This is a genomic window from Paenibacillus sp. 10L310 (assembly GCF_056395745.1).
Window position 1 is genome coordinate 23,463 of record NZ_JBFTKC010000010.1, and the last position, 19,501, is coordinate 42,963.

16 protein-coding genes are annotated in these 19,501 nt (G+C 47.2%); 12 read left to right on the plus strand and 4 right to left on the minus strand.

Going from position 1 to position 19,501, the window contains the following annotated elements; translation table 11 throughout:
* Window positions 1–160 precede the first annotated feature (160 nt).
* From AC1DE7_RS20135 to AC1DE7_RS20145, 3 genes are all read left to right on the plus strand, one after another.
* Window positions 161–760 carry a hypothetical protein gene (locus AC1DE7_RS20135; protein WP_036614719.1) on the plus strand — a complete coding sequence of 200 codons (600 nt, stop codon included), beginning with the start codon at window positions 161–163 and terminating at the stop codon, window positions 758–760.
* Window positions 761–932: 172 nt separating this feature from the next.
* Window positions 933–2,342 carry an NADP-dependent phosphogluconate dehydrogenase gene (gndA, locus tag AC1DE7_RS20140; protein WP_036614715.1) on the plus strand — a complete coding sequence of 470 codons (1,410 nt, stop codon included), beginning with the start codon at window positions 933–935 and terminating at the stop codon, window positions 2,340–2,342.
* Window positions 2,343–2,935: 593 nt separating this feature from the next.
* Window positions 2,936–3,445, plus strand: a complete 510-nt coding sequence (locus AC1DE7_RS20145) for a shikimate kinase (protein WP_477535051.1) — start codon at window positions 2,936–2,938, stop codon at window positions 3,443–3,445.
* Window positions 3,446–3,581: 136 nt separating this feature from the next.
* On the opposite strand, the gene AC1DE7_RS20150 is transcribed toward AC1DE7_RS20145, so the two are convergent.
* Window positions 3,582–3,887, minus strand: coding sequence for a rhodanese-like domain-containing protein (locus AC1DE7_RS20150; protein WP_017687407.1), 306 nt, complete (start codon window positions 3,885–3,887; stop codon window positions 3,582–3,584).
* 105 nt (window positions 3,888–3,992) lie between these two features.
* Here AC1DE7_RS20150 and aroA point away from each other — a divergent pair, with 105 nt between their 5' ends.
* The 4 genes from aroA (at window position 3,993) to ptsP (ending at window position 9,618) form a co-directional block, all read left to right on the plus strand.
* Window positions 3,993–5,288: a 3-phosphoshikimate 1-carboxyvinyltransferase gene (gene aroA, locus AC1DE7_RS20155; protein WP_282320799.1), complete on the plus strand. Its 1,296-nt coding sequence runs from the start codon at window positions 3,993–3,995 to the stop codon at window positions 5,286–5,288.
* A 61-nt stretch (window positions 5,289–5,349) separates the two neighbouring features.
* A complete protein-coding gene (locus AC1DE7_RS20160) occupies window positions 5,350–5,784 on the plus strand; it encodes a CoA-binding protein (protein WP_076250843.1) in 435 nt (144 codons plus the stop codon).
* Window positions 5,785–5,980: 196 nt separating this feature from the next.
* Window positions 5,981–7,861, plus strand: coding sequence for a glucose PTS transporter subunit IIA (locus AC1DE7_RS20165; RefSeq protein ID WP_036674872.1), 1,881 nt, complete (start codon window positions 5,981–5,983; stop codon window positions 7,859–7,861).
* A complete protein-coding gene (gene ptsP, locus AC1DE7_RS20170) occupies window positions 7,858–9,618 on the plus strand; it encodes a phosphoenolpyruvate--protein phosphotransferase (protein WP_036674873.1) in 1,761 nt (586 codons plus the stop codon). The genes AC1DE7_RS20165 and ptsP overlap by 4 nt, the downstream gene beginning before the upstream one ends.
* 120 nt (window positions 9,619–9,738) lie before the next feature.
* On the opposite strand, the gene AC1DE7_RS20175 is transcribed toward ptsP, so the two are convergent.
* On the minus strand, window positions 9,739–10,263 hold the full coding sequence (locus AC1DE7_RS20175; RefSeq protein ID WP_036674874.1) for a type 1 glutamine amidotransferase domain-containing protein: 525 nt from the start codon (window positions 10,261–10,263) through the stop codon (window positions 9,739–9,741).
* A 186-nt stretch (window positions 10,264–10,449) separates the two neighbouring features.
* On the opposite strand from AC1DE7_RS20175, the gene AC1DE7_RS20180 reads away from it, so the two are divergent.
* From AC1DE7_RS20180 to AC1DE7_RS20195, 4 genes are all read left to right on the plus strand, one after another.
* Window positions 10,450–10,953 (plus strand): hypothetical protein, encoded by a 504-nt coding sequence (locus AC1DE7_RS20180; protein ID WP_179086481.1) that lies wholly within the window; start codon window positions 10,450–10,452, stop codon window positions 10,951–10,953.
* 122 nt (window positions 10,954–11,075) lie between these two features.
* Window positions 11,076–11,423, plus strand: a complete 348-nt coding sequence (ytxJ, locus tag AC1DE7_RS20185; RefSeq protein ID WP_036674876.1) for a bacillithiol system redox-active protein YtxJ — start codon at window positions 11,076–11,078, stop codon at window positions 11,421–11,423.
* A 92-nt stretch (window positions 11,424–11,515) separates the two neighbouring features.
* Window positions 11,516–12,529 (plus strand): catabolite control protein A, encoded by a 1,014-nt coding sequence (ccpA, locus tag AC1DE7_RS20190; RefSeq protein WP_036614690.1) that lies wholly within the window; start codon window positions 11,516–11,518, stop codon window positions 12,527–12,529.
* 120 nt (window positions 12,530–12,649) lie between these two features.
* The gene (locus tag AC1DE7_RS20195) at window positions 12,650–13,345 is read left to right on the plus strand and encodes a 5'-methylthioadenosine/adenosylhomocysteine nucleosidase (protein ID WP_253501826.1); all 696 of its coding nucleotides are present in this window, start codon (window positions 12,650–12,652) and stop codon (window positions 13,343–13,345) included.
* Between the two features lie 110 nt (window positions 13,346–13,455).
* Here AC1DE7_RS20195 and AC1DE7_RS20200 read toward each other — a convergent pair whose 3' ends face one another.
* Complete coding sequence (locus AC1DE7_RS20200) at window positions 13,456–14,088, minus strand: GNAT family N-acetyltransferase (protein WP_101313583.1); 633 nt, start codon at window positions 14,086–14,088, stop codon at window positions 13,456–13,458.
* A 298-nt stretch (window positions 14,089–14,386) separates the two neighbouring features.
* On the opposite strand from AC1DE7_RS20200, the gene acsA reads away from it, so the two are divergent.
* A complete protein-coding gene (gene acsA / locus AC1DE7_RS20205; protein ID WP_477535052.1) occupies window positions 14,387–16,111 on the plus strand; it encodes an acetate--CoA ligase in 1,725 nt (574 codons plus the stop codon).
* Window positions 16,112–16,348: 237 nt separating this feature from the next.
* Here the strand turns inward: acsA and AC1DE7_RS20210 are convergent, their stop codons facing one another.
* Window positions 16,349–19,444 carry a transglycosylase domain-containing protein gene (locus tag AC1DE7_RS20210; protein ID WP_477535053.1) on the minus strand — a complete coding sequence of 1,032 codons (3,096 nt, stop codon included), beginning with the start codon at window positions 19,442–19,444 and terminating at the stop codon, window positions 16,349–16,351.
* Window positions 19,445–19,501: the final 57 nt, after the last annotated feature.

Sequence of the window (19,501 nt, forward strand, 5' to 3'; positions counted from 1 at the left end):
CGTCTGCGGAAAGCTGCAATCCGGCGGTCCTTTCGGTGAAAAATAGTCAAATAACCAAGTACCCTTACATAAAATGAAGTATAAAATAGGGTAAGCCGATTGAGTAGAAGCGATTGAAGACGAGGGCCGGAGTTGATCCGGTACAGATGGAGGGAGTGCCGTGAATAAGAGTTATGAAGTTGAATATTGCAATCTGGAGCTGCGGTTCAACCGTCGGCATATCCAAAATTTGATCAGAGACCTTATTCGTGAGGGATATTCACTATATTGGAGCGAGGACGAATCCTTTTTTATCCTGTCAGTCCGGACCGGCCGCAAGCTGGTAAAGCTCCGCTTTCAACAGACACGCACGGGGAACTACAAGATGACTGGAGATTATATCATTAAGGATGCAAAACTTGCAGAGTGGCTGGAGAAGCTGATTGGGGATACACGCGGGCATGCGGTTGTGAAGCGATTTAAGGATCAACAGATGACCGTGGAGAACATTTTATTCGGTGAAGTCATTCGGCTCGTGGAAGTGTCTGGGTTCAAACAGCGTGTCATTTTTCAAAAGGAACCTGCGCCGACGGCGGAAGAGATGGAAGAAATGTTCCTCTCGCGTGAAGGCGAGGAAAGGCTCATGTTGTTGCGCATGGAAGTAGACGATGAACTGGAGCGCCTCTACACGGCCATGCAGATGGATAATATCGAAAAAGCAAATGCTTGCCGTCAAGTCTTAAAACAGTTGTCTGGACATCTGTTAATGTTGGAAGGATGACAAGATAAGGCCGTATTTATGAAAATACGATGAACACCTCAGCAGATTGGGGTGTTTTCTCGTTGCGTAGCTGTGCCACGGGGTTCACTTCTATACATAAAACCGTTAAAATGGGAGTATTGTTGAGAATTTATTTCAATAAAATTAATTGGAGCAAAGGATGGAGGACCAGATGACAAAACAACAAATTGGCGTAATTGGCCTGGCTGTCATGGGCAAAAATTTGGCCCTTAACATTGAAAGCAAAGGTTTCTCAGTATCGGTATTTAACCGTTCCCCGGAGAAAACCAATGATCTTCTGAAAGAAGCTGAAGGTAAAAACCTGACAGGCTCATTCTCCATTGAAGAGTTCGTAGCATCCCTGGAATCCCCGCGCAAAATTTTGATCATGGTACAAGCTGGTAAAGCGACCGACGCTACCATTGAACAACTGCTTCCTCACCTGGATGAGGGCGACATCATCATTGATGGAGGGAACGCATACTTCCCTGACACGCAACGTCGCAGCAAAGAGTTGGAAGACAAAGGCATTCGTTTCATCGGTACAGGTGTATCCGGTGGTGAAGAAGGCGCACTGAAAGGCCCTTCCATCATGCCAGGTGGACAGGAAAGTGCTTATAAACTGGTTGAACCGATCCTGACGGCAATCTCGGCCAAAGTCGGTGACGATCCATGTTGTACATATATTGGACCAGACGGTGCCGGACACTATGTGAAAATGGTGCATAACGGTATCGAGTACGGAGATATGCAGTTGATTGGTGAAGCGTACCATTTGCTCAAATCCGTATTGAACGTTTCCGTTGAAGAGCTGCATGCGATCTTTACGGAATGGAATCAAGGAGAGCTGGATAGCTACCTGATCGAAATCACGGCAGATATCTTCTCTAAATACGATCCGGAAACCGGCAAACCAATGGTTGACGTTATTCTGGACGCGGCTGGACAAAAAGGAACAGGTAAATGGACAAGCCAAAGTGCGCTGGATCTCGGCGTTCCATTGTCCATGATTACAGAATCCGTATTCTCCCGTTTCCTGTCTGCCATGAAGGACGAGCGTGTAGCAGCTAGCAAAATCCTGAATGGACCAGCGACTGAAGCGTTCTCCGGCGACAAAAAAGCGTTCATCGAGAGCGTGCGTAAAGCCCTCTTTGCAAGTAAAATCGTATCCTACGCACAAGGATTTGCACAAATGCGTGCAGCTTCCGATGAGTATGGCTGGGATCTGAAATACGGCAACATTGCCATGATCTTCCGCGGTGGTTGCATCATCCGTTCGCAGTTCCTGCAAAACATCAAAGAAGCTTATGATAAAGACGCAGCTCTGAAAAACTTGCTCTTGGATCCTTACTTCCAAAACATCGTTGAGTCTTATCAAGGCGCATGGCGTGAAGTTGTAGCGGCTGCTGTAAAACAAGGTGTTCCGGTACCTGGCTTCTCCAGCGCTCTTTCTTACTACGACAGCTACCGTACAGAGCGTCTGCCAGCAAACTTGCTGCAAGCTCAACGTGACTACTTCGGTGCTCACACGTTCAAACGTGTGGACAAAGAAGGCAGCTTCCACCACAACTGGATGGAGTAGTACCACATATACAAGTCTATTAGATTTGGCCAAAGCGCCTTTAATCAGGAGCTATGGCCTGCTAAGGGGCTCAAAAGAGGTTTGGCGTTCCGGTGATTGCCGGTTTACGCTGAGCCTCTTTTTTTACTGTGTTATACAGTAATAGTGTTGATGGAGAAGATATGTAGCTGGTTCTAGACCTTATGAACATGAGACACTCTATTTTGGCAAAATGAGCCGGTTCTATTTTTTAACGAACTCAGATGGCCCTATTTCGATAATTCGCAGCGAGATGTCGAGGTTTTGACGGTGATTTTTTGAAATAAGTTTACTGAGATTCGTTAGAAGTTTAACTGCTCCTATTTTAGGTAAATAAGCTCATTGGAGTTCGTTAGGTTGCTGGATGATTACTGATTGAGATGTTTGGGGGCTCAAAACTGCTTGAGGGTGATCTGCCGTAGGCTTAGATGCCGGGAGTTACTTAATCTGTCTTGGAAGTACTTGCGGATGGTCGAAAGGAAGTCGGTAAGGAGATGGTCTTTCCCAGTCCGCAGGGCTGTGTTATGATAGGACAAAAGTGCTCACGAATTGCTTGAATTAAAGGAGTGTACACCTTGAGCAAGTCTAACAATATTATTCTCATTGGTATGATGGGAACCGGCAAATCAACCGTCGCTGACATGCTTGCACGTGAGCTTGGTTATCGATTGATTGATGTAGACGCCGCGGTGGAAAAAGAGGAAGGCTGTACGATTCCAGAATTGTTCACTGGCAAGGGAGAGATGTATTTCCGTGATGCCGAGAGCCGCATGTTATGCTCGGTGCTGGAGAAGAAGTCACAGGTCATAGCGACCGGAGGTGGCGTGGTGTTGCGTTCGGATAATTGTGACGTGATGTCCAAGAATGGTTGGGTTGTTGCCCTGACTGCTGACCCGGCAGTGATTGTAGAACGTGTTAGCGGCTGTGACAATCGTCCGCTTCTTGCAGGCAATGCAGAGGAACGCATCAAGACGATTATGGAAGAACGGAAAGACGCATATCGGTTCGCACATTATACGGTGGATACAACGGAGTTATCCGCTGCTGAAGTGACTCGTTTAATTTTAGCGCATTACCGCGTCTAAGCTTGTTATCACCGAAGTTTGATGGTTGATAGGTGGTGGCAGATATAACAAAACGGGCCGTATAGGCCCGTTTCTGGGAGTGGAGCAGAGCTGAGGTCACAAGGTTACAAATGACTTCGCTTCTCTCCGGGTTTCTCTAGTCTTCCTGTTGCCACTGAAGCATACCGCCGACCATGTTTGTACAGCCTTCATATCCCAGTTGCTGCAGATATTCACATGCACGCTCACTGCGGTAACCGCTACGACAGATGATCACGATCTCGCCTGATTTCTCAATCTCAGACAGTCGGTCCGGAATCTGTCCAAGCGGAATATGCTTGGCTCCTTCGATCATGCCTTGCGCGACTTCATCGTCCTCACGGACGTCTATCATCTGCAGCTTCTCTCCCGCCTGTAAACGGCGGCGCAGCTCAGACGTTTCAATTTCAGCTATTTGTGTCATATTCAGGTCCTCTTTTCTGTATGGACTTAACGCTATAATGATACCCAAGCGATGCACGGAATGTCAATTTGGCCACAATATAATCAATGAAGGAGAATTTCATCCATGGACGTTATTGTTAAACCAACCCCCACTCTGAACGGGGAAATCGGGGCTCTGTCCTCTAAAAACTACACGACTCGCTATTTGCTGGCTGCTGCGCTGGCGGAAGGCACAAGTACCATTCATTTCCCGGCACACAGTGAAGACAGTGACGCCATGCGCAGATGTATTCGTGATCTGGGGGCAGTACTTGAAGAAGACGACAGCAAGATTGTGATCCAGGGTTTTGGCAGTCATCCCCGTGATGTGCGTGAATTGAATGTAGGGAATGCGGGTGCTGTACTTCGTTTCCTGATGGGCGTTACAGCGCTCTGCCCTGACGTTACATTTGTGAATACGTACCCGGATTCACTGGGCAAACGTCCACATGATGACCTGATCGATGCGCTTGGTCAATTGGGTGTAGATGTACAGCATGAACAAGGACGCCTGCCGATTACAATCAAGGGTGGCAATGCCAAGGGTGGACACATTCGTGTATCCGGCTCCGTCAGCTCCCAATATCTGAGTGCGTTGTTGTTTGTAACTCCGTTGCTTGCAGAAGACAGCAACATTGAAGTACTGAATGACCTGAAGTCCAAGGTCGTTATCGGACAGACCCTGGAAGTGCTGGAGCAGGCAGGTATCGTTATCCATGCAAGTGATGATTATATGTCCTTCCGTGTACCAGGTAGACAGGCTTACCAACCAACGACTTACACAGTTCAAGGGGATTATCCCGGCTCAGCAGCGGTTCTTGCCGCAGCAGCGGTTACACAGTCTGATGTGAAGATTCTGCGCCTGATGGAGCAGAGCAAACAGGGTGAACGTGCCATCGTTGACGTGCTGCGCATGATGGAAGTGCCATTGACACATGAGAACGATGTTGTACATGTTCAAGGTAATGGCAGACTGAAAGCGATCGAATTCGACGGGGATGCCGCGACGGACGCCGTTTTGGCTATGGTAGCCGCAGCTGTGTTTGCGGAAGGCACGTCACGGTTCTATAATGTAGAGAACCTGCGTTACAAGGAATGTGACCGAATCACCGATTATTTGAACGAACTGCGGAAGGCAGGAGCGAACGTTGAAGAGCGTCAAGCTGAGATTATCGTACATGGACGTCCAGAAGGCGTTGAAGGCGGCGTTGAGATTAACGCTCACTATGATCATCGCGTAATTATGGCGCTCACTGTCGTTGGTCTGCGTTCCAAGGAACCGCTTCGTATTCGGGATGCACACCATGTAGCCAAGTCTTATCCGCAATATTTCGATCATTTGCAGGCGCTTGGCGCCTCGGTTCAATGGGTAAAAGAGTAAAATAACTGAAAACCTGTTTTTTTGAACACGCACTTTAATCAGAAAAGGATGGTGCTTGAACATGGAATTTAACAACCCTACTCGTGAAGAAATTGGACAACTTTTGCGCAAGGCAGGCAACATCGCAGTCGTCGGCTTATCAGACAAATCAGATCGCACTTCCTATATGGTGGCAGAAGCCATGCAGAGCAGAGGTTATCGCATCATCCCGGTTAATCCACAGGTGCAAGGTGAAATCCTTGGCGAGACGGTATATGCCACACTCGCGGATATTCCAGAGCCGGTAGACATTGTCAATGTGTTTCGTCGCGAAGAGTTTTGCGCGGATGTCGCTCGTGACGCCGTTGCCATCAAAGCAAATGTGCTGTGGCTACAACTTGGCATCCATAGTGATGAAGCGGTCCAGATTGCTGCAGAGAACGGCATGACAGCGGTAACGAATCGTTGTATCAAGGTAGAGGATTCCATCGTTCTGCGCGGCGCTGGACGCGGCTGAGAGGCTCGTTCACCTGTGATCGAATGATCTCCTGATCTGAACCAATTGAATGATTATAGGATGAATCCCGTTAACTTGAAGTTGACGGGATTTTTTCTGTTCTATTTTTGCCGTATTAATTACCAATTGGTTACTGTTTTGCTTTGACAAAACGTTGCGTAAAGCTTACCATCTAGGATAGAAAGGAGAGGTCGCCATGAATTGGCTCGGATCCTTGCAGCAGCTCGGACGAGCGGTAATGCTGCCTACAATGGTCCTGCCCGCCGCCGCAATTTTGCTCAGTGTTGGCAGTCTGCCTTGGGACGCCTGGGGATTGGATATTGTCGGTGAAGTGTCTACCGTGGCCGGACACGGTATTTTTTATTTCTTACCGTATCTGTTCGCTGTCGGTGTAGCACTGGGACTCTCCAACCAGGCCGGACAAGCGGGACTTGCTGCTCTGGCTGGTATCGTGATATATGATCAGGTGACTCGGAACTTCGGGGATGGCACCGTCCAGCCCGCTTCCTTAATCGGAATCATACTCGGCGCGCTTGCCGGTGGGATGCATAATCGATTTAAAAGCATTAAACTGCCTGAAATTTTACAATTTTTTGGAGGTTCAAGGTTTGTTTTGCTCATTGTTGGACTCTGTTCGGCATTGTTCTCCTGTTTTATGTTATGGCTCGCTCCGATCCTACAGCATGGATTGAACGGCATTGCTACCTGGGAATACAGTCTCGGGGGTTTTGGACTGTTCATCTACGGGGTGTTATACAGGGTGCTGGTTGCTTTCGGGCTTCATCACCTGCTTAACAATGTGTTTTGGTTCCAGTTAGGGACGTTTGAAACGCCTGATGGTAACATTGTGCAAGGGGATTTGCCCCGATTTTTTGCAGGTGATCCAACAGCAGGATTCTTTATGGCGGGTTTGTTTCCCATCATGATGTTTGCCATTCCGGCAATAGCCTTTGCTATTATTCAGGAAGCCAGGGAAGATCTGAAACCAAAAATCAAGAAAACTTTTCTGACATCGGCACTCGTTTGTTTTCTAACCGGGGTATCGGAACAGATTGAGTTTGCTTTTTTGTTCGCAGCACCTTATCTGTTCATCGTGCATGCAGTGATGTCCGGCGTTGCCATGTGGATTAGTTACTGGCTTGATATCCGGCATGGATTTTCTTACTCCGCAGGTATTATTGATTACATACTCAATTTCCATCTATCGGAGAATGCTTGGAAGCTCATTCCGATTGGCATACTATATGGGCTGGTTTACTACTTCCTGTTCCGATGGGCGATTCGTACGTTCAAGATTCCAACACCAGGACGTGAAGAGGGCTCCATGCTGGAAGATTGGGTAGGTAACATTCCTTATCAGGCACCTTTAATCCTCGAAGCATTGGGCGGGAAGAGTAACATTGTACAGGTTGAAGCATGTATTACACGTCTTCGCCTGACTGTGCATGATGACCGCCTGATTGACACGGGTGCCATGAAGAGTATGGGGTCCGCTGGACTGATTAAGCTGGGTGGCGGTAACGTACAGGTGGTATTCGGGACTTACTCGGAATTGATTCGGGAAGAAATCGCGAAGCTGCTGGAAAGAGATCTGCAACAGGTTCTGTTCTGTGCCCCCGTTCAGGGTAAAATGCTCCCGATTGAAGAGGTGCCGGATCAGATCTTTGCAGCCAAGCTTGTCGGTGATGGTGTAGCCTTTGTTCCGGAAAAGGGAGAGCTGGTCTCACCCGTGTACGGAACGATTATGCACTTGTACCCGACCATGCATGCCTTGGGTATATCTACCCGTGAGGGGCTTGAAGTGTTACTGCATATCGGCATCGATACCTCTCAGTTGAAAGGCCATTTTGAAGCTTTTGTTCAGGAGGGCGATACGGTGGAGCCGGGGCAGTTGTTGATCAAGTTTGATCTGGCAGTACTCCGCGAGCAAGCGGCGTCACTAACAACACCAATGGTAATTACGAATCCAGATCGTGTAAAATCATGGAGTTTTGCTCCATTTAAGCAAGTTAAGAAAGGTCAGGCATCCGTTATGTCCGTGGTGCTCTATGACAGGAACGTTGGAGGGGTAGAATGAAGATACAAGGCATCAACGGAGCTGCAGGCATAGCCATCGGCAAAGCATTTGTCCTGCCCAGTTGGGAATGGGATCTGCCGGATCAGAAGATGGATTCGGTGGATCTCGCCCAAGAGTTCGAACGGCTGTATGAGGGCATACGGACATCAAAGGATGAGATCGAATATATCAAAAATGAGTTCAAGGAAGTTGTTGGTCCAGAGGAGTCCAGTATCTTTGATGCACATCTGGCAATCCTAGAAGATCCGGTATTCATGAACGAAATTCGCGGCATTATTGAGCGTCAATATAAGGCAGCAGAAGTGGCGGTCAAAGAAGCCATAGACCATTTTGTCACGATGTTTGACTTGCTGGAAGACGAGTATATGAAGGAGCGGGCCATTGACATCAAGGATGTGGGTAACCGTCTGCTCAAGCATTTGCTCGGTGCACCGGAGATTACACTTCCTTCGGATACCCAGCCGTATGTACTCGTTGCCAAAGAACTGTCGCCATCTCAACTGGCGCATCTGAATCCCACCCATGTACTAGGCATTGTGACCTTGATTGGCGGGAAAACATCACATTCTGCGATTATGGCTCGTGCCCTTGGCATTCCTCTCGTTTCCGGTCTGGAAGCGAGTCTTGGCATGCCGGTAGAGACAGGGGATATGCTTGTGGTGGATGGTGACAATGGCTTGGTATTTACAGACCCGGATCGCAAGACAATTGAACGGTATACCATGCTTCGCAGCAAACAACTGAAGAAAAAGGAACAACTTCAAGTCCTTGCTACCGTGGATGCCGTAACCAAAGATGGGGCCGTTTTGCACTTGGCTTCCAATATCAGTTCGGTGAAGGAATTGGACCTTGCTTTGAAACAAGGAGCCAAAGGTGTGGGCTTGTTCCGAACAGAGTTTTTGTATATGGACCGTGCAACTTTCCCTGGTGAGCAAGAACAGTATGAGGTGTACCGTCTTGTGGCAGAGAAAACAGCAGGACAATCGGTTGTTATTCGTACACTGGATATCGGTGGTGACAAGCAACTCGATTACTTTGAATTGCCGGAGGAAGACAATCCGTTTCTGGGTTACCGTGCCATTCGGATTAGTCTCGACCGCAAGGATCTGTTCAAAACACAGCTTACAGCCATTCTGCGTGCCAGCGCGGCCGGAAATGTCAAAATCATGTATCCGATGATCTCTTCGGTGGAAGAACTTCAGCAGGCCAATGAGATTCTTCGTGAGGCGATGTCCGATCTGGACGAGCGGGGATTATCATACGACCCTCACATTCAGGTGGGAATTATGATCGAAGTTCCTGCAGCGGTGATGATTGCTGATCTGCTCGCAGAGGAAGCTGATTTCTTCAGTATTGGTACGAATGACCTGGTTCAATATGTACTGGCAGTAGATCGAATGAATGAGCAGATTGCTCATATGTATCACCCCTATCATCCGGCTGTTCTGCGGATGCTTCGTGCGACAGCAGATGCGGCTCATACGGCTGGAATTGATGTCAGTGTGTGCGGAGAGATGGCAGGGGACGAACGTGCCATTCCGCTTTGGTTGGAGCTTGGCATTCGTCACTTGAGTATGTCTCCACAATCCTTGTTACGTGTGAAGCACAGAGTGCTGAACACAACAGCATCTACCGCCAAAGAAGAAGCGCGAAAGTGCTTCGCCTTACGGACCAGCGGAGATATTGAGGAGCGACTGCAAGTCTTTAATGACTCCACGGGAAGTCCGGATGAACAAAGTGGTTCGAACGCATCGTAATTAGGGAAACTGGATATAAATACCTTTAAATTAATATATTTACATTTGTGATAATTATTTGTTGTAAACCTTGTTATATAAAATAACCCCACTGTGCATGAGAGCACAATGGGGTTATTTTTACTTGTCAGCGAGTGCATCACAGAATGCCTTGCCATAAGGGGGAAGGTCAGGCGGACGACGTGCTGAGATGATATGTCCATCAACAACAACGGCTTCATCTTTCCAGATGGCACCTGCATTTTCCATGTCATCCCGAATGCCTGGTGTAGAGGTTACTGTAACTCCGTCCAGAATTTTGGCAGAAATCAGCACCCAGCCCGCATGACAGATCTGTCCAATCGGTTTCCGGTCTGCATTCATTTCCTTCACAAGCTCCAGTACTTTGGGATAACGACGCAGCTTGTCCGGCGCCCAACCGCCTGGCACGAGAATGCCATCGTAATCTGAACTGTCGAGTTCATCGAAACTGTATTCGGCTTCAGCAGGCACACCATATTTGCCAATATAGGTTTTTCCTTTTTTCTCTCCGGCAAGATGCACTTCTGCACCTTCTTCACGAACCCGATGTACAGGGTACCACAATTCCAAATCTTCGAATTCTTCATCGACCAGAGCGATGACTTTTTTACCAGTTAATCTCATGTCCATCTCTCCTTTTTGCGGTGATTAGATCTGTTTCGTCTTTAATTGTAACAGATTCTCCAAGGGACTTCATGGAAGTGCATATTCAGTTTGGAGGAAGCGATTACAAGTCAGTAACTGCCTGCATTCGACAACCTTCATCTGGAGGGAGTGGTAATTTGTGCAACCTTTCGTTTATAGCAGGATTTGAGCCGAAATAGGTCGAATGGTACTTATATAGAGTATAGAACGAATGAGGTGATGGTTGTGCGCAAGTCGTGCAGATGTGGACATGTAATGGAGTTGGAATTAAGAACAGTGGTGTACGCCAAAAAAGTGGAGATTCGAAACGTACCCGTATTTGCGTGTACTGACTGTGTATCATATGAAGTGCTTCCGCCGGTCAAGCCGGACTTAACAGAATGTATAAACACATTGGGTGAACAGCCCGTGAAGCAAGACGTATCTTTTGGTGAACGTAATGAACTGGCGGACCTGTTTCATGAGCTACTGCTGGCCTGGCCGGATGCGACCGATCGGGAGATGGAACATCGTATGCAGCAAGCAGTGGAGGAGCGTATCAATCTGTTACTGGACATTATGGGTTACGCAACGAAGTCTGGTGATGCAGCGTGGATGGAGACCACGGAGCGTAGATTAAGTCAATTATCCGGATTTGTGTGGCAGGAGTACTTCTCAAATGCTGTCTAATTTTGACGTGTAAAATGCTTGTTTTCATGAAAATTGGCTTTTTCGCTCACTTTTTGTTAAGATATCGAAGAGTGAAAACGCTCAACATAGCGGTATTCCTGGTAAAGGGGGATGTATATCTAATGGCTGACATGACTAAAATGACAAGTATTGAACAGCTAAACTCCGCAGTGGAGGCTACCAAGGATCAACCCTTGCTTCTGTTTAAGCATAGCACGCGCTGTCCGATCAGCTCGAACGCTTATCAGGAGATGAACGATTATTTGCTTAACAATGCTAATGAACAAGTGAAATATGGCATCATCTATGTTGTGGAAGATCGCCCGGTATCCAATGAAGCAGCAGACAAGCTAGGTGTTAAGCACGAATCTCCACAGGCGATCCTGATTAAAAAGGGAATTCCTGTATGGCATACTTCCCATTCAGATATTACTAGAACCACACTTACGAATGTTTTGAGTGAGTCCTAAAGCCTATTTTAATTGATTAATGCAAAAATTTGTCGTAATATAAATCTTAATGAAAATGGTATGAAAATTTACTGGTAATGGAGAGAAGTACTGTGACGGTAACCATTTATGATGTGGCACGTGAAGCTGGAGTGTCTATGGCAACGGTATCACGGGTAGTTAATAATAACCCTAATGTCAAACCGCAAACGCGGAAAAAAGTATATGAAGCCATCGAGCGGTTGGGATATCGTCCGAATGCGGTAGCCAGAGGTCTGGCAAGTAAGAAGACAACCACGGTCGGGGTCGTTATTCCAGATATTTCGAACTCAACCTTCGCGGAGATTGCCCGCGGAATTGAAGATATTGCGAATATGTATCACTACAATATTATTTTGTGTAATGCAGACAAGAAGAAAGAAAAAGAAATTCGTGTTATTAACACGTTGCTCGAAAAGCAAGTAGACGGACTGCTCTTCATGGGTGGGACAGTAACGGACGAACACATTCAGGCGTTCCAGTCTGCGGCTGTGCCGATCGTACTTTGTGCAACAAGTGATGAGAAGGGCACATTCCCTTCAGTGGATATTGACCATGAGGCGGCTGCGTTTGACGCGGTAAACACCCTGATTCGTCATGGACACAAGGAAATTGCGATGATCAGTGGTACACTGCAAGATCCGGCGAATGGATATGCCCGTTTCCAAGGATACAAAAAAGCACTGGAAGCAGCGGGGATTGAATACCAGGAGGATCTTGTTCGAATCGGTAACTATCGATATGAATCCGGTGTGGAAGCAATGAAATATTTCCTTGGACTCAAGAAAAAACCATCAGCTATCTTTGCTGCTACAGATGAAATGGCCATTGGTGCCATTCACAGCATTCAGGATGACGGTCTGAAAGTACCGGATGACTTCTCCATTATTAGTGTGGATAACATCCGTATGGCTTCCATGGTGCGTCCTCAGTTGACAACAGTGGCTCAGCCAATGTACGACCTTGGCGCAGTAGCGATGCGTTTGCTGACCAAGTTGATGAAGAAAGAAAATGTGGAGAACCCACGGGTTATTTTGCCGCATGAAACGATTCTTCGTCTGTCTGTAAGTCACGCAGATGTAGTTTAATCGGGATTATATACAGTAAGGGAGAAGTCATTCTCTCTACATAGTGGATATGCGAAAGCTCCGGAGACGGAGCTTTTGTGCTGAATGAGGTTAAAAGTGAAAACAGGAGGTATTCGGAAGATGCGTGAAACGATTGGGATTATCGGAGCGATGGATGAGGAAGTCGAGCTTTTGCTGGCAGGTATGAAGCAGCTTGAGACGGTTAAACAAACCGGCATTACATACGTTGCAGGCGAGTGGCTGGGCAAGCAAATTGTCGTGTGCAAATCCGGCGTAGGTAAAGTAAATGCAGCGGTTACAACGCAGATCTTGATTGATCGTTTTCAAGTTAATCGCATTATCTTTACAGGTGTTGCGGGTGCAGTTAACCCGGAGTTGAACATTGGAGATATGGTTATATCGTCTGTATGTGTTCAGCACGACATGGATGTAACGCCACTGGGGTTCGCACGCGGGGTTATTCCTTACCAGGAGACATCTGCATTCCCTGCCGAGGCTTCGCTTATTACACTGGCTGAAGAAGCGTGTAAAGCTCAGGGAGCCAATTACCTGGTCGGTAAAGTGTTATCTGGAGACCAATTTATTGCGAATAAAGATACGGTTAACATGTTATATACTGAAATGGACGGTGCATGTGCCGAGATGGAAGGGGCAGCAGTTGCCCAGGTCTGTTACATGAATCGAGTACCGTTTGTTGTCCTGCGTGGGATGTCAGATAAAGCGGATGGTTCGGCGCATGTTAACTTTGCTGAATTTACCGTGGAATCTTCGCAGCGTTCACATCGTATTGTGGAGCATATGTTAGAAAATATGTAATGGTAGTAACTTAAAAAACCGCCCTTCGATTAGCTGTTCCATGAGGTATGGAGCAACGCTGCGAGAGGCGGTTTTTGTTATGTATATCGTTTTTCGAACAGATCATCGAATTAGTACATGAACCGATGGCGGAAGCGTACCCGATCAAACTGTTCTTCCGATGTGATGGGCACCTGACTTCCGATACGTACCATCAAACAGTTCGCAGGATGTGAACAGATTTCGGGGTCGTCTGTTGCATACCAGGTCATGTCGATCGTTTCCATCAGCCTCTCCATCATTTTGCGATAATCCCATACGTTTAGTCCGCTACCCTTCAGATCCCAATGCCAATAATATTCTGTGGTGAAAATAATGTAGTTCTCCATGTATTTATCTTCCAGAGCGGTAAGCAACATCTCACGTCCAATGCCAAGCGAGCGATAGTCGTCCGCAACCTCGATTGCCCCAAGCTCAATCAGATCAGTCATATTACCCTCGGACCAGCGTTCACAATCATCCGCATAGTGAAAGGTTACATAACCGATAATCGTTTCATTTTCGTGTGCAATGATAATTCGCCCTTCAGGCAATGCTGCGATCTCGGCCAGAGCTTCCTGCTGCTCCGTTGGGCGCCGAAAGGCATCCAGATCTGGATGGAAGGCAAGACGGGTTATCTCCTCGGCTTGCACGGGACCTTCAACAGTAATTCGATGGCCGGACTTGAAGATGGAACGCATATGATGTTCTTTGATATGTTCCATGGTTCATGCTCCTCTCTTTCCTACTTATAGAGGTTGTTCTTCAAAAAGAACGCTATAGCAAAAATCCAAAAAATTGAAAAGCCATAGACGACAATTGAAAAGATTTGCTATAATTGCGTAGACAAAAAATGTTCACAATTCAATACAGTATAGTTAACATCTGTTTGGCCGAGCAAGTACATGATGAGAAGTTCTCTCTACTAATGTAAGCGCTAACTGGAAGTTCAGTCAACACAAAGGCAATGAGAAGTGACCCCTAACGGGAATCGAAATGTCGAGTTGAAGGAGGCTGGCAAGCATGAGTCAAGCACATGGTGAGATGCTGCAAACGGTTGTGTCTGAATCTAATCTGGGCGATTACACGGAGGCGAGAAGCCGGTTCGATTGGGAATCGGTGGAAAGGCACTTTACGTGGCACGCCAGCGGAAAAGTAAACATGGCGCATGAAGCGATTGATCGTCATGTACTGGAAGGAAGGGGCGGGAAAACCGCTTTATTGTATAGCGATGCTTCACGTGAAGAGGCCTATACTTTTACTGATCTGAGTGAACAGTCGAGTCGGTTCGGGAATGTTCTCCGCAAATATGGCATAGCCAAAGGGGAACGAGTGTTTATTTTTATGCCTCGAAGTCCTGAGCTGTATTTTAGTCTTCTAGGCATATTGAAAGCTGGAGCTATCGCGGGCCCGTTGTTCGAAGCTTTTATGGAAACGGCTGTGAAGGATCGGCTGGAGGATAGCGGAGCAGTAGCACTGGTTACCACTCCGGAATTACTGAAGCGCATCAAACGTACCGAATTGCCCGAACTCAAACATATATTTATTGTGGGTGGGGGCGCGCAGACTGAAGAAGGACTCATCGATTTTGATGCAGAGATGTCTGCCGCTTCGGATGAGATGGAAGTAGAGTGGCTAAATCGTGAGGATGGTTTGCTCATTCATTATACCTCAGGCTCTACGGGTAAACCCAAAGGGGTGTACCATGTTCAAAATGCCATGATTCAGCACTATTATACAGGTAAGGTTGTTCTGGATTTACGTGAGGATGATGTGTACTGGTGCACTGCTGACCCAGGTTGGGTGACAGGGACTTCTTACGGTATCTTTGCTCCATGGCTCAACGGAGTGACCAATGTGATACGGGGTGGGCGTTTCAGCCCTCAAGATTGGTACAGCACCATCCAGAAGAACAAAGTCACGATCTGGTACAGTGCACCAACGGCCTTTCGTATGCTGATGGGAGCGGGAGAAGAGACCATTGCCCAGCATGATCTGAGCAGTCTCCGTCATGTCATGTCTGTTGGTGAACCGCTCAATCCGGAGGTTGTTCGTTGGGGATGGAAAGCCTATGGTCAGCGGATTCATGATACATGGTGGATGACGGAAACAGGTGCACAGCTAATCTGTAACTATCCCGGAATGCCGATTAAGCCTGGCTCCATGGGACGTCCGTTGCCTGGAATCGAAGCAGCGATTATTGATGATCGCGGGCAGGAATTACCGCCGTACAGTATGGGTAATCTGGCCATACGGGCACCTTGGCCATCCATGATGGCGAAGATCTGGAATAACCCTGTGAAATACGAGGAGTATTTCAGGCTTACGGGCTGGTATGTATCCGGTGACTCCGCTTATATGGATGAAGAAGGATATTTTTGGTTCCAGGGACGTATTGATGATGTGATTAATTCGTCAGGCGAGCGTATCGGCCCCTTTGAGGTCGAGAGCAAGCTTGTGGAGCATCCTGCGGTAGCAGAGGCGGGGGTAATCGGTAAGCCGGATGTGACACGTGGGGAGATCATCAAGGCCTTTGTGGCGCTTCGTGAAGGATATGAGGCGACACCGGAGCTGAAAGAAGAGATCTATCGTTTTGTCAAAGAGGGCCTGTCTGCCCACGCTGCTCCGCGTGAGATTGAGTTTAAGGATAAACTGCCCAAGACTCGTTCCGGAAAGATCATGCGCCGTGTCCTGAAAGCCTGGGAACTTGATCTGCCAACAGGAGATCTATCCACCATTGAAGACTAACGCGACAGTGCTAGGATCATCAATGTGTTGGTATAGATGGTGATACGAATGACTGTGGGGAGAGTTAATACTCTACGAAGCCAAATACGGTGATTCTACCCATTAAAATGGATTGTAAAAGCCTGCTTTATGCCAATGGCATGAAGCAGGCTTTTTGGCTGCTGTATATACAAATAACAAGCCGCACACTCAGATACAGTCTGAGGATGCGGCTTGTTTTGGAACGCTATGCCTGAATCAGGGTTGAAAATGTAGGGCTGCAGAAGGTTCGGATTCACCCGCACTGTTGCTGGCAGATACCTTGAACCATCCACTGGTCGATGCGGGTACTCCATAATCCATGGTATTTCCCGCTGTTGTTCCAATTTTGGTGTAAGGAGCCGAACCTGTTTCACTGTAATATACAGTATAACTATCTGCGTTTGGACTGGACGCCCATTGAATACGCAGTCCTTGAGTGAGGGCAGATACGCTGACTTGACCAGGTGTGCCTGGGGCTGTCGTTGTTGTATTATCGGTCTGCGTTTCTCCCGGCGTAACGACTGTACCTGGAACTTCAATCGGTTCATCAATCTCTTCTTCCACAGGGGGAGCTACACCAGCACTATTTACTGTAGCGCTAGGAGCAGACTCTCTGCCGGCAACATCCACTGCCGTTACATAGAAGGCGAAGTTACCGCCTTGCGCTGCATATGCAGCGAATGATCTGGATTCACCAGTCAGGACAACCTGACCCTGGTTCTGGAATCCTCCACCGTTTACAGAACGGTACAAACGATAACCCACGACATCATTTTCAGGTGTGGCATTAAATGTAATGACAGCTCTGTCACCTGAGGTTGAGATGCGTACGTTGCCTGGTGCATCAGGAGCTTTGCCGTTATCTGTCCTTGGATCAATCTGTGTTGGCATGTCTGCACCAGCATCTTCAGGAAGATAATAAGCAAGTGACTCATGTCGACTCATACGTGAGAATGCATTTTGCAATTCTATGATGAGATCCGAGATTGGTTTTTTACGCTTGATGACTGTTTTTTCCTTCAACATGTCCGAAGGTGTTCCGTCACGCGGAATATAGTTTACACCATTGTAAGTAATGTACCTGGCTTTGGCTACACCGTCATCGCTATCCTTCGGCACAAACTTGCTGTTGAAAATATCCGTAACAAATTTATCAGTCATGGATGTTGGCAACTTGCCACTGTATGCAGACACCGTGCGCGTTTCGATGCCAGACGGTTTTTTGAATGAATCCGTAACGAACAGATCTTTTTGCGTATCGATCACTTCGTTCAGGATTTTCGACCACAGTTGCTGCGCACGTTTTCTCTGTGATTTACTTTCCAGCGTATTCACGGGCTGTTTGTATCCAACCCACACGCCAAGTGTGACATCTGGTGTATAACCTTCAAACCAGACATCTGCGTAGTTTTGAGTGGAACCTGTTTTACCTACGATTGGCACACTCTTGGAATATTTGTAATTTTCACGTACTTTATCTGCCGTTCCTTCTGTAATAACGGTCCGCAGCATATCGGTCATCAGGTATGCTGTCTGCTCCGAGAAGGCTTGGACAGGTTCAGTATCATGTTTATAAACGATGTTTCCTTTGGAATCTACAATTTTGCTAATCATGTAAGAATCGTTATATACACCATTATTGGCGATAGCACCATAGGCACTGGTTAATTCTTCAACGGTTACACCGTATTGGAGACCACCGAGAACACCGGTCTGAGCCTGATAGTCTTCCTTCTGAATGGTGGTAATCCCCAGTTTCTTGGCGAAGGTCCAAGCCTTCTCGATCCCTACTTCTTCATTAAACAACTTCAGAGCCGGTATATTAAGAGAATAATTCAGTGCTCTGCGGGCAGTGACGAGTCCCTGATACCGGTTGTTGGCATTCTTGGCAATGTGGTAGCCGCTCGGACCATTTTTGAGAATGATCGGTGAGTCATCAATAATTGAAGCTGGCTGAACAAGACCTTCATCTAGCGCAGGAAGATAAGCGGCTATAGGTTTCATCGTTGAACCTGGCTGGCGTATCATCTGCGTTGCGTAGTTCATCTGTTCATCCTGGAAATCCCGTCCCTCAATCATCCCTAGAATTGCACCGGTTTTGTGATTAATCAGCATAGCAGCAGTTTGTTCTTTTCCTTTGACAGGATCATCTGCTGAGAAATTGCTGTCATCTTCCGCAATGGTACGCATCGTTTTGTAGATACTTTTGTTGATGGTCGTGTATATACGATATCCACCTGTCCGCAGTTGCGTCTGAGCTTCCTCTAATAATGCACTGCTTTCCTTCTGAGGTGTGTCTGCATCCGTAGCTTTGTCTGTAGATTCAGCTGTGTCGGAATTCAACTGTTTCATCAAAATCTGTGCAGCTTGTCGTTCTGTTTCCATCATAAGATATGGATAAGTGTTGTAAGCCTTGATGGTCTTCGGAGCGAGAGAGCTTTTGATATCAAAAGCAAGAGCTTTGTCATACTCGGTCTGATTGATTTTGCCCAGTTCAAGCATACGGCGTAGTACCAGATGCTGACGGTTGATTGCGCGGTCAAAATTCTCCTCTACAAAATCACCTTTACCGTTAAAAGCGGAGTAAGAGGAGGGGAGTTGTGGCAATCCAGCAAGATAAGCAGCTTGAGCGATGTTGATTTTTTCCAGATCGTTAATATTGAACAATCCTTTGGCTGCCGCTTTGATTCCGTAAACGTTGTATCCGCTGGAACCATTACCAAAAGGAACTTTGTTCAGATAGGCTGTCATGATCTCGTCTTTGGTCAGGAAACGTTCGAGTCGGAGTGAGAGCAAAATTTCTTTCACTTTCCGATCTTCCGTGCGATCCAGATTCAAAAACACACGACGCGCCAATTGCTGAGTCAGTGTACTACCGCCGGTTTGTACTGATTCTTTCAGCACTTTCTGTTTCACGGCACGCAGTGTTCCGCTCATGTCTACACCTTTATGTTCGTAAAAATGATTGTCTTCAATCGAAATGACAGCATCAATAACCTTCTGTGGGATCTGGTCCGTAGTGACCGGACGCCTGTCTTCTTCCGTACGTAATTGACCGATCGGACTGCCGTCGGCAAAGTAAGCAAAGCCTGTGATGGAGTTTTCGCTGACTTTTTGTTCAATCAGGGCCCTTGAACGGACAGGCTCGTCTTTCACAATGGAACTGACGTATCCCATCAAAGCACCGCCTACAAATAGTGCCCCCATAAATCCAAGGACAACCATCCATTTGACGAAACTTCCCAGTCTGCGGGCAAAGCTGCGTTTGCGTACAGGCTGTTCATCGGGCTTTTTCTTATTAACATCAACCATTCAGTGTCTTCCTCCTTTTAACAGCACTTATTATAGCATAAAAAGGCGGGTTTGCAT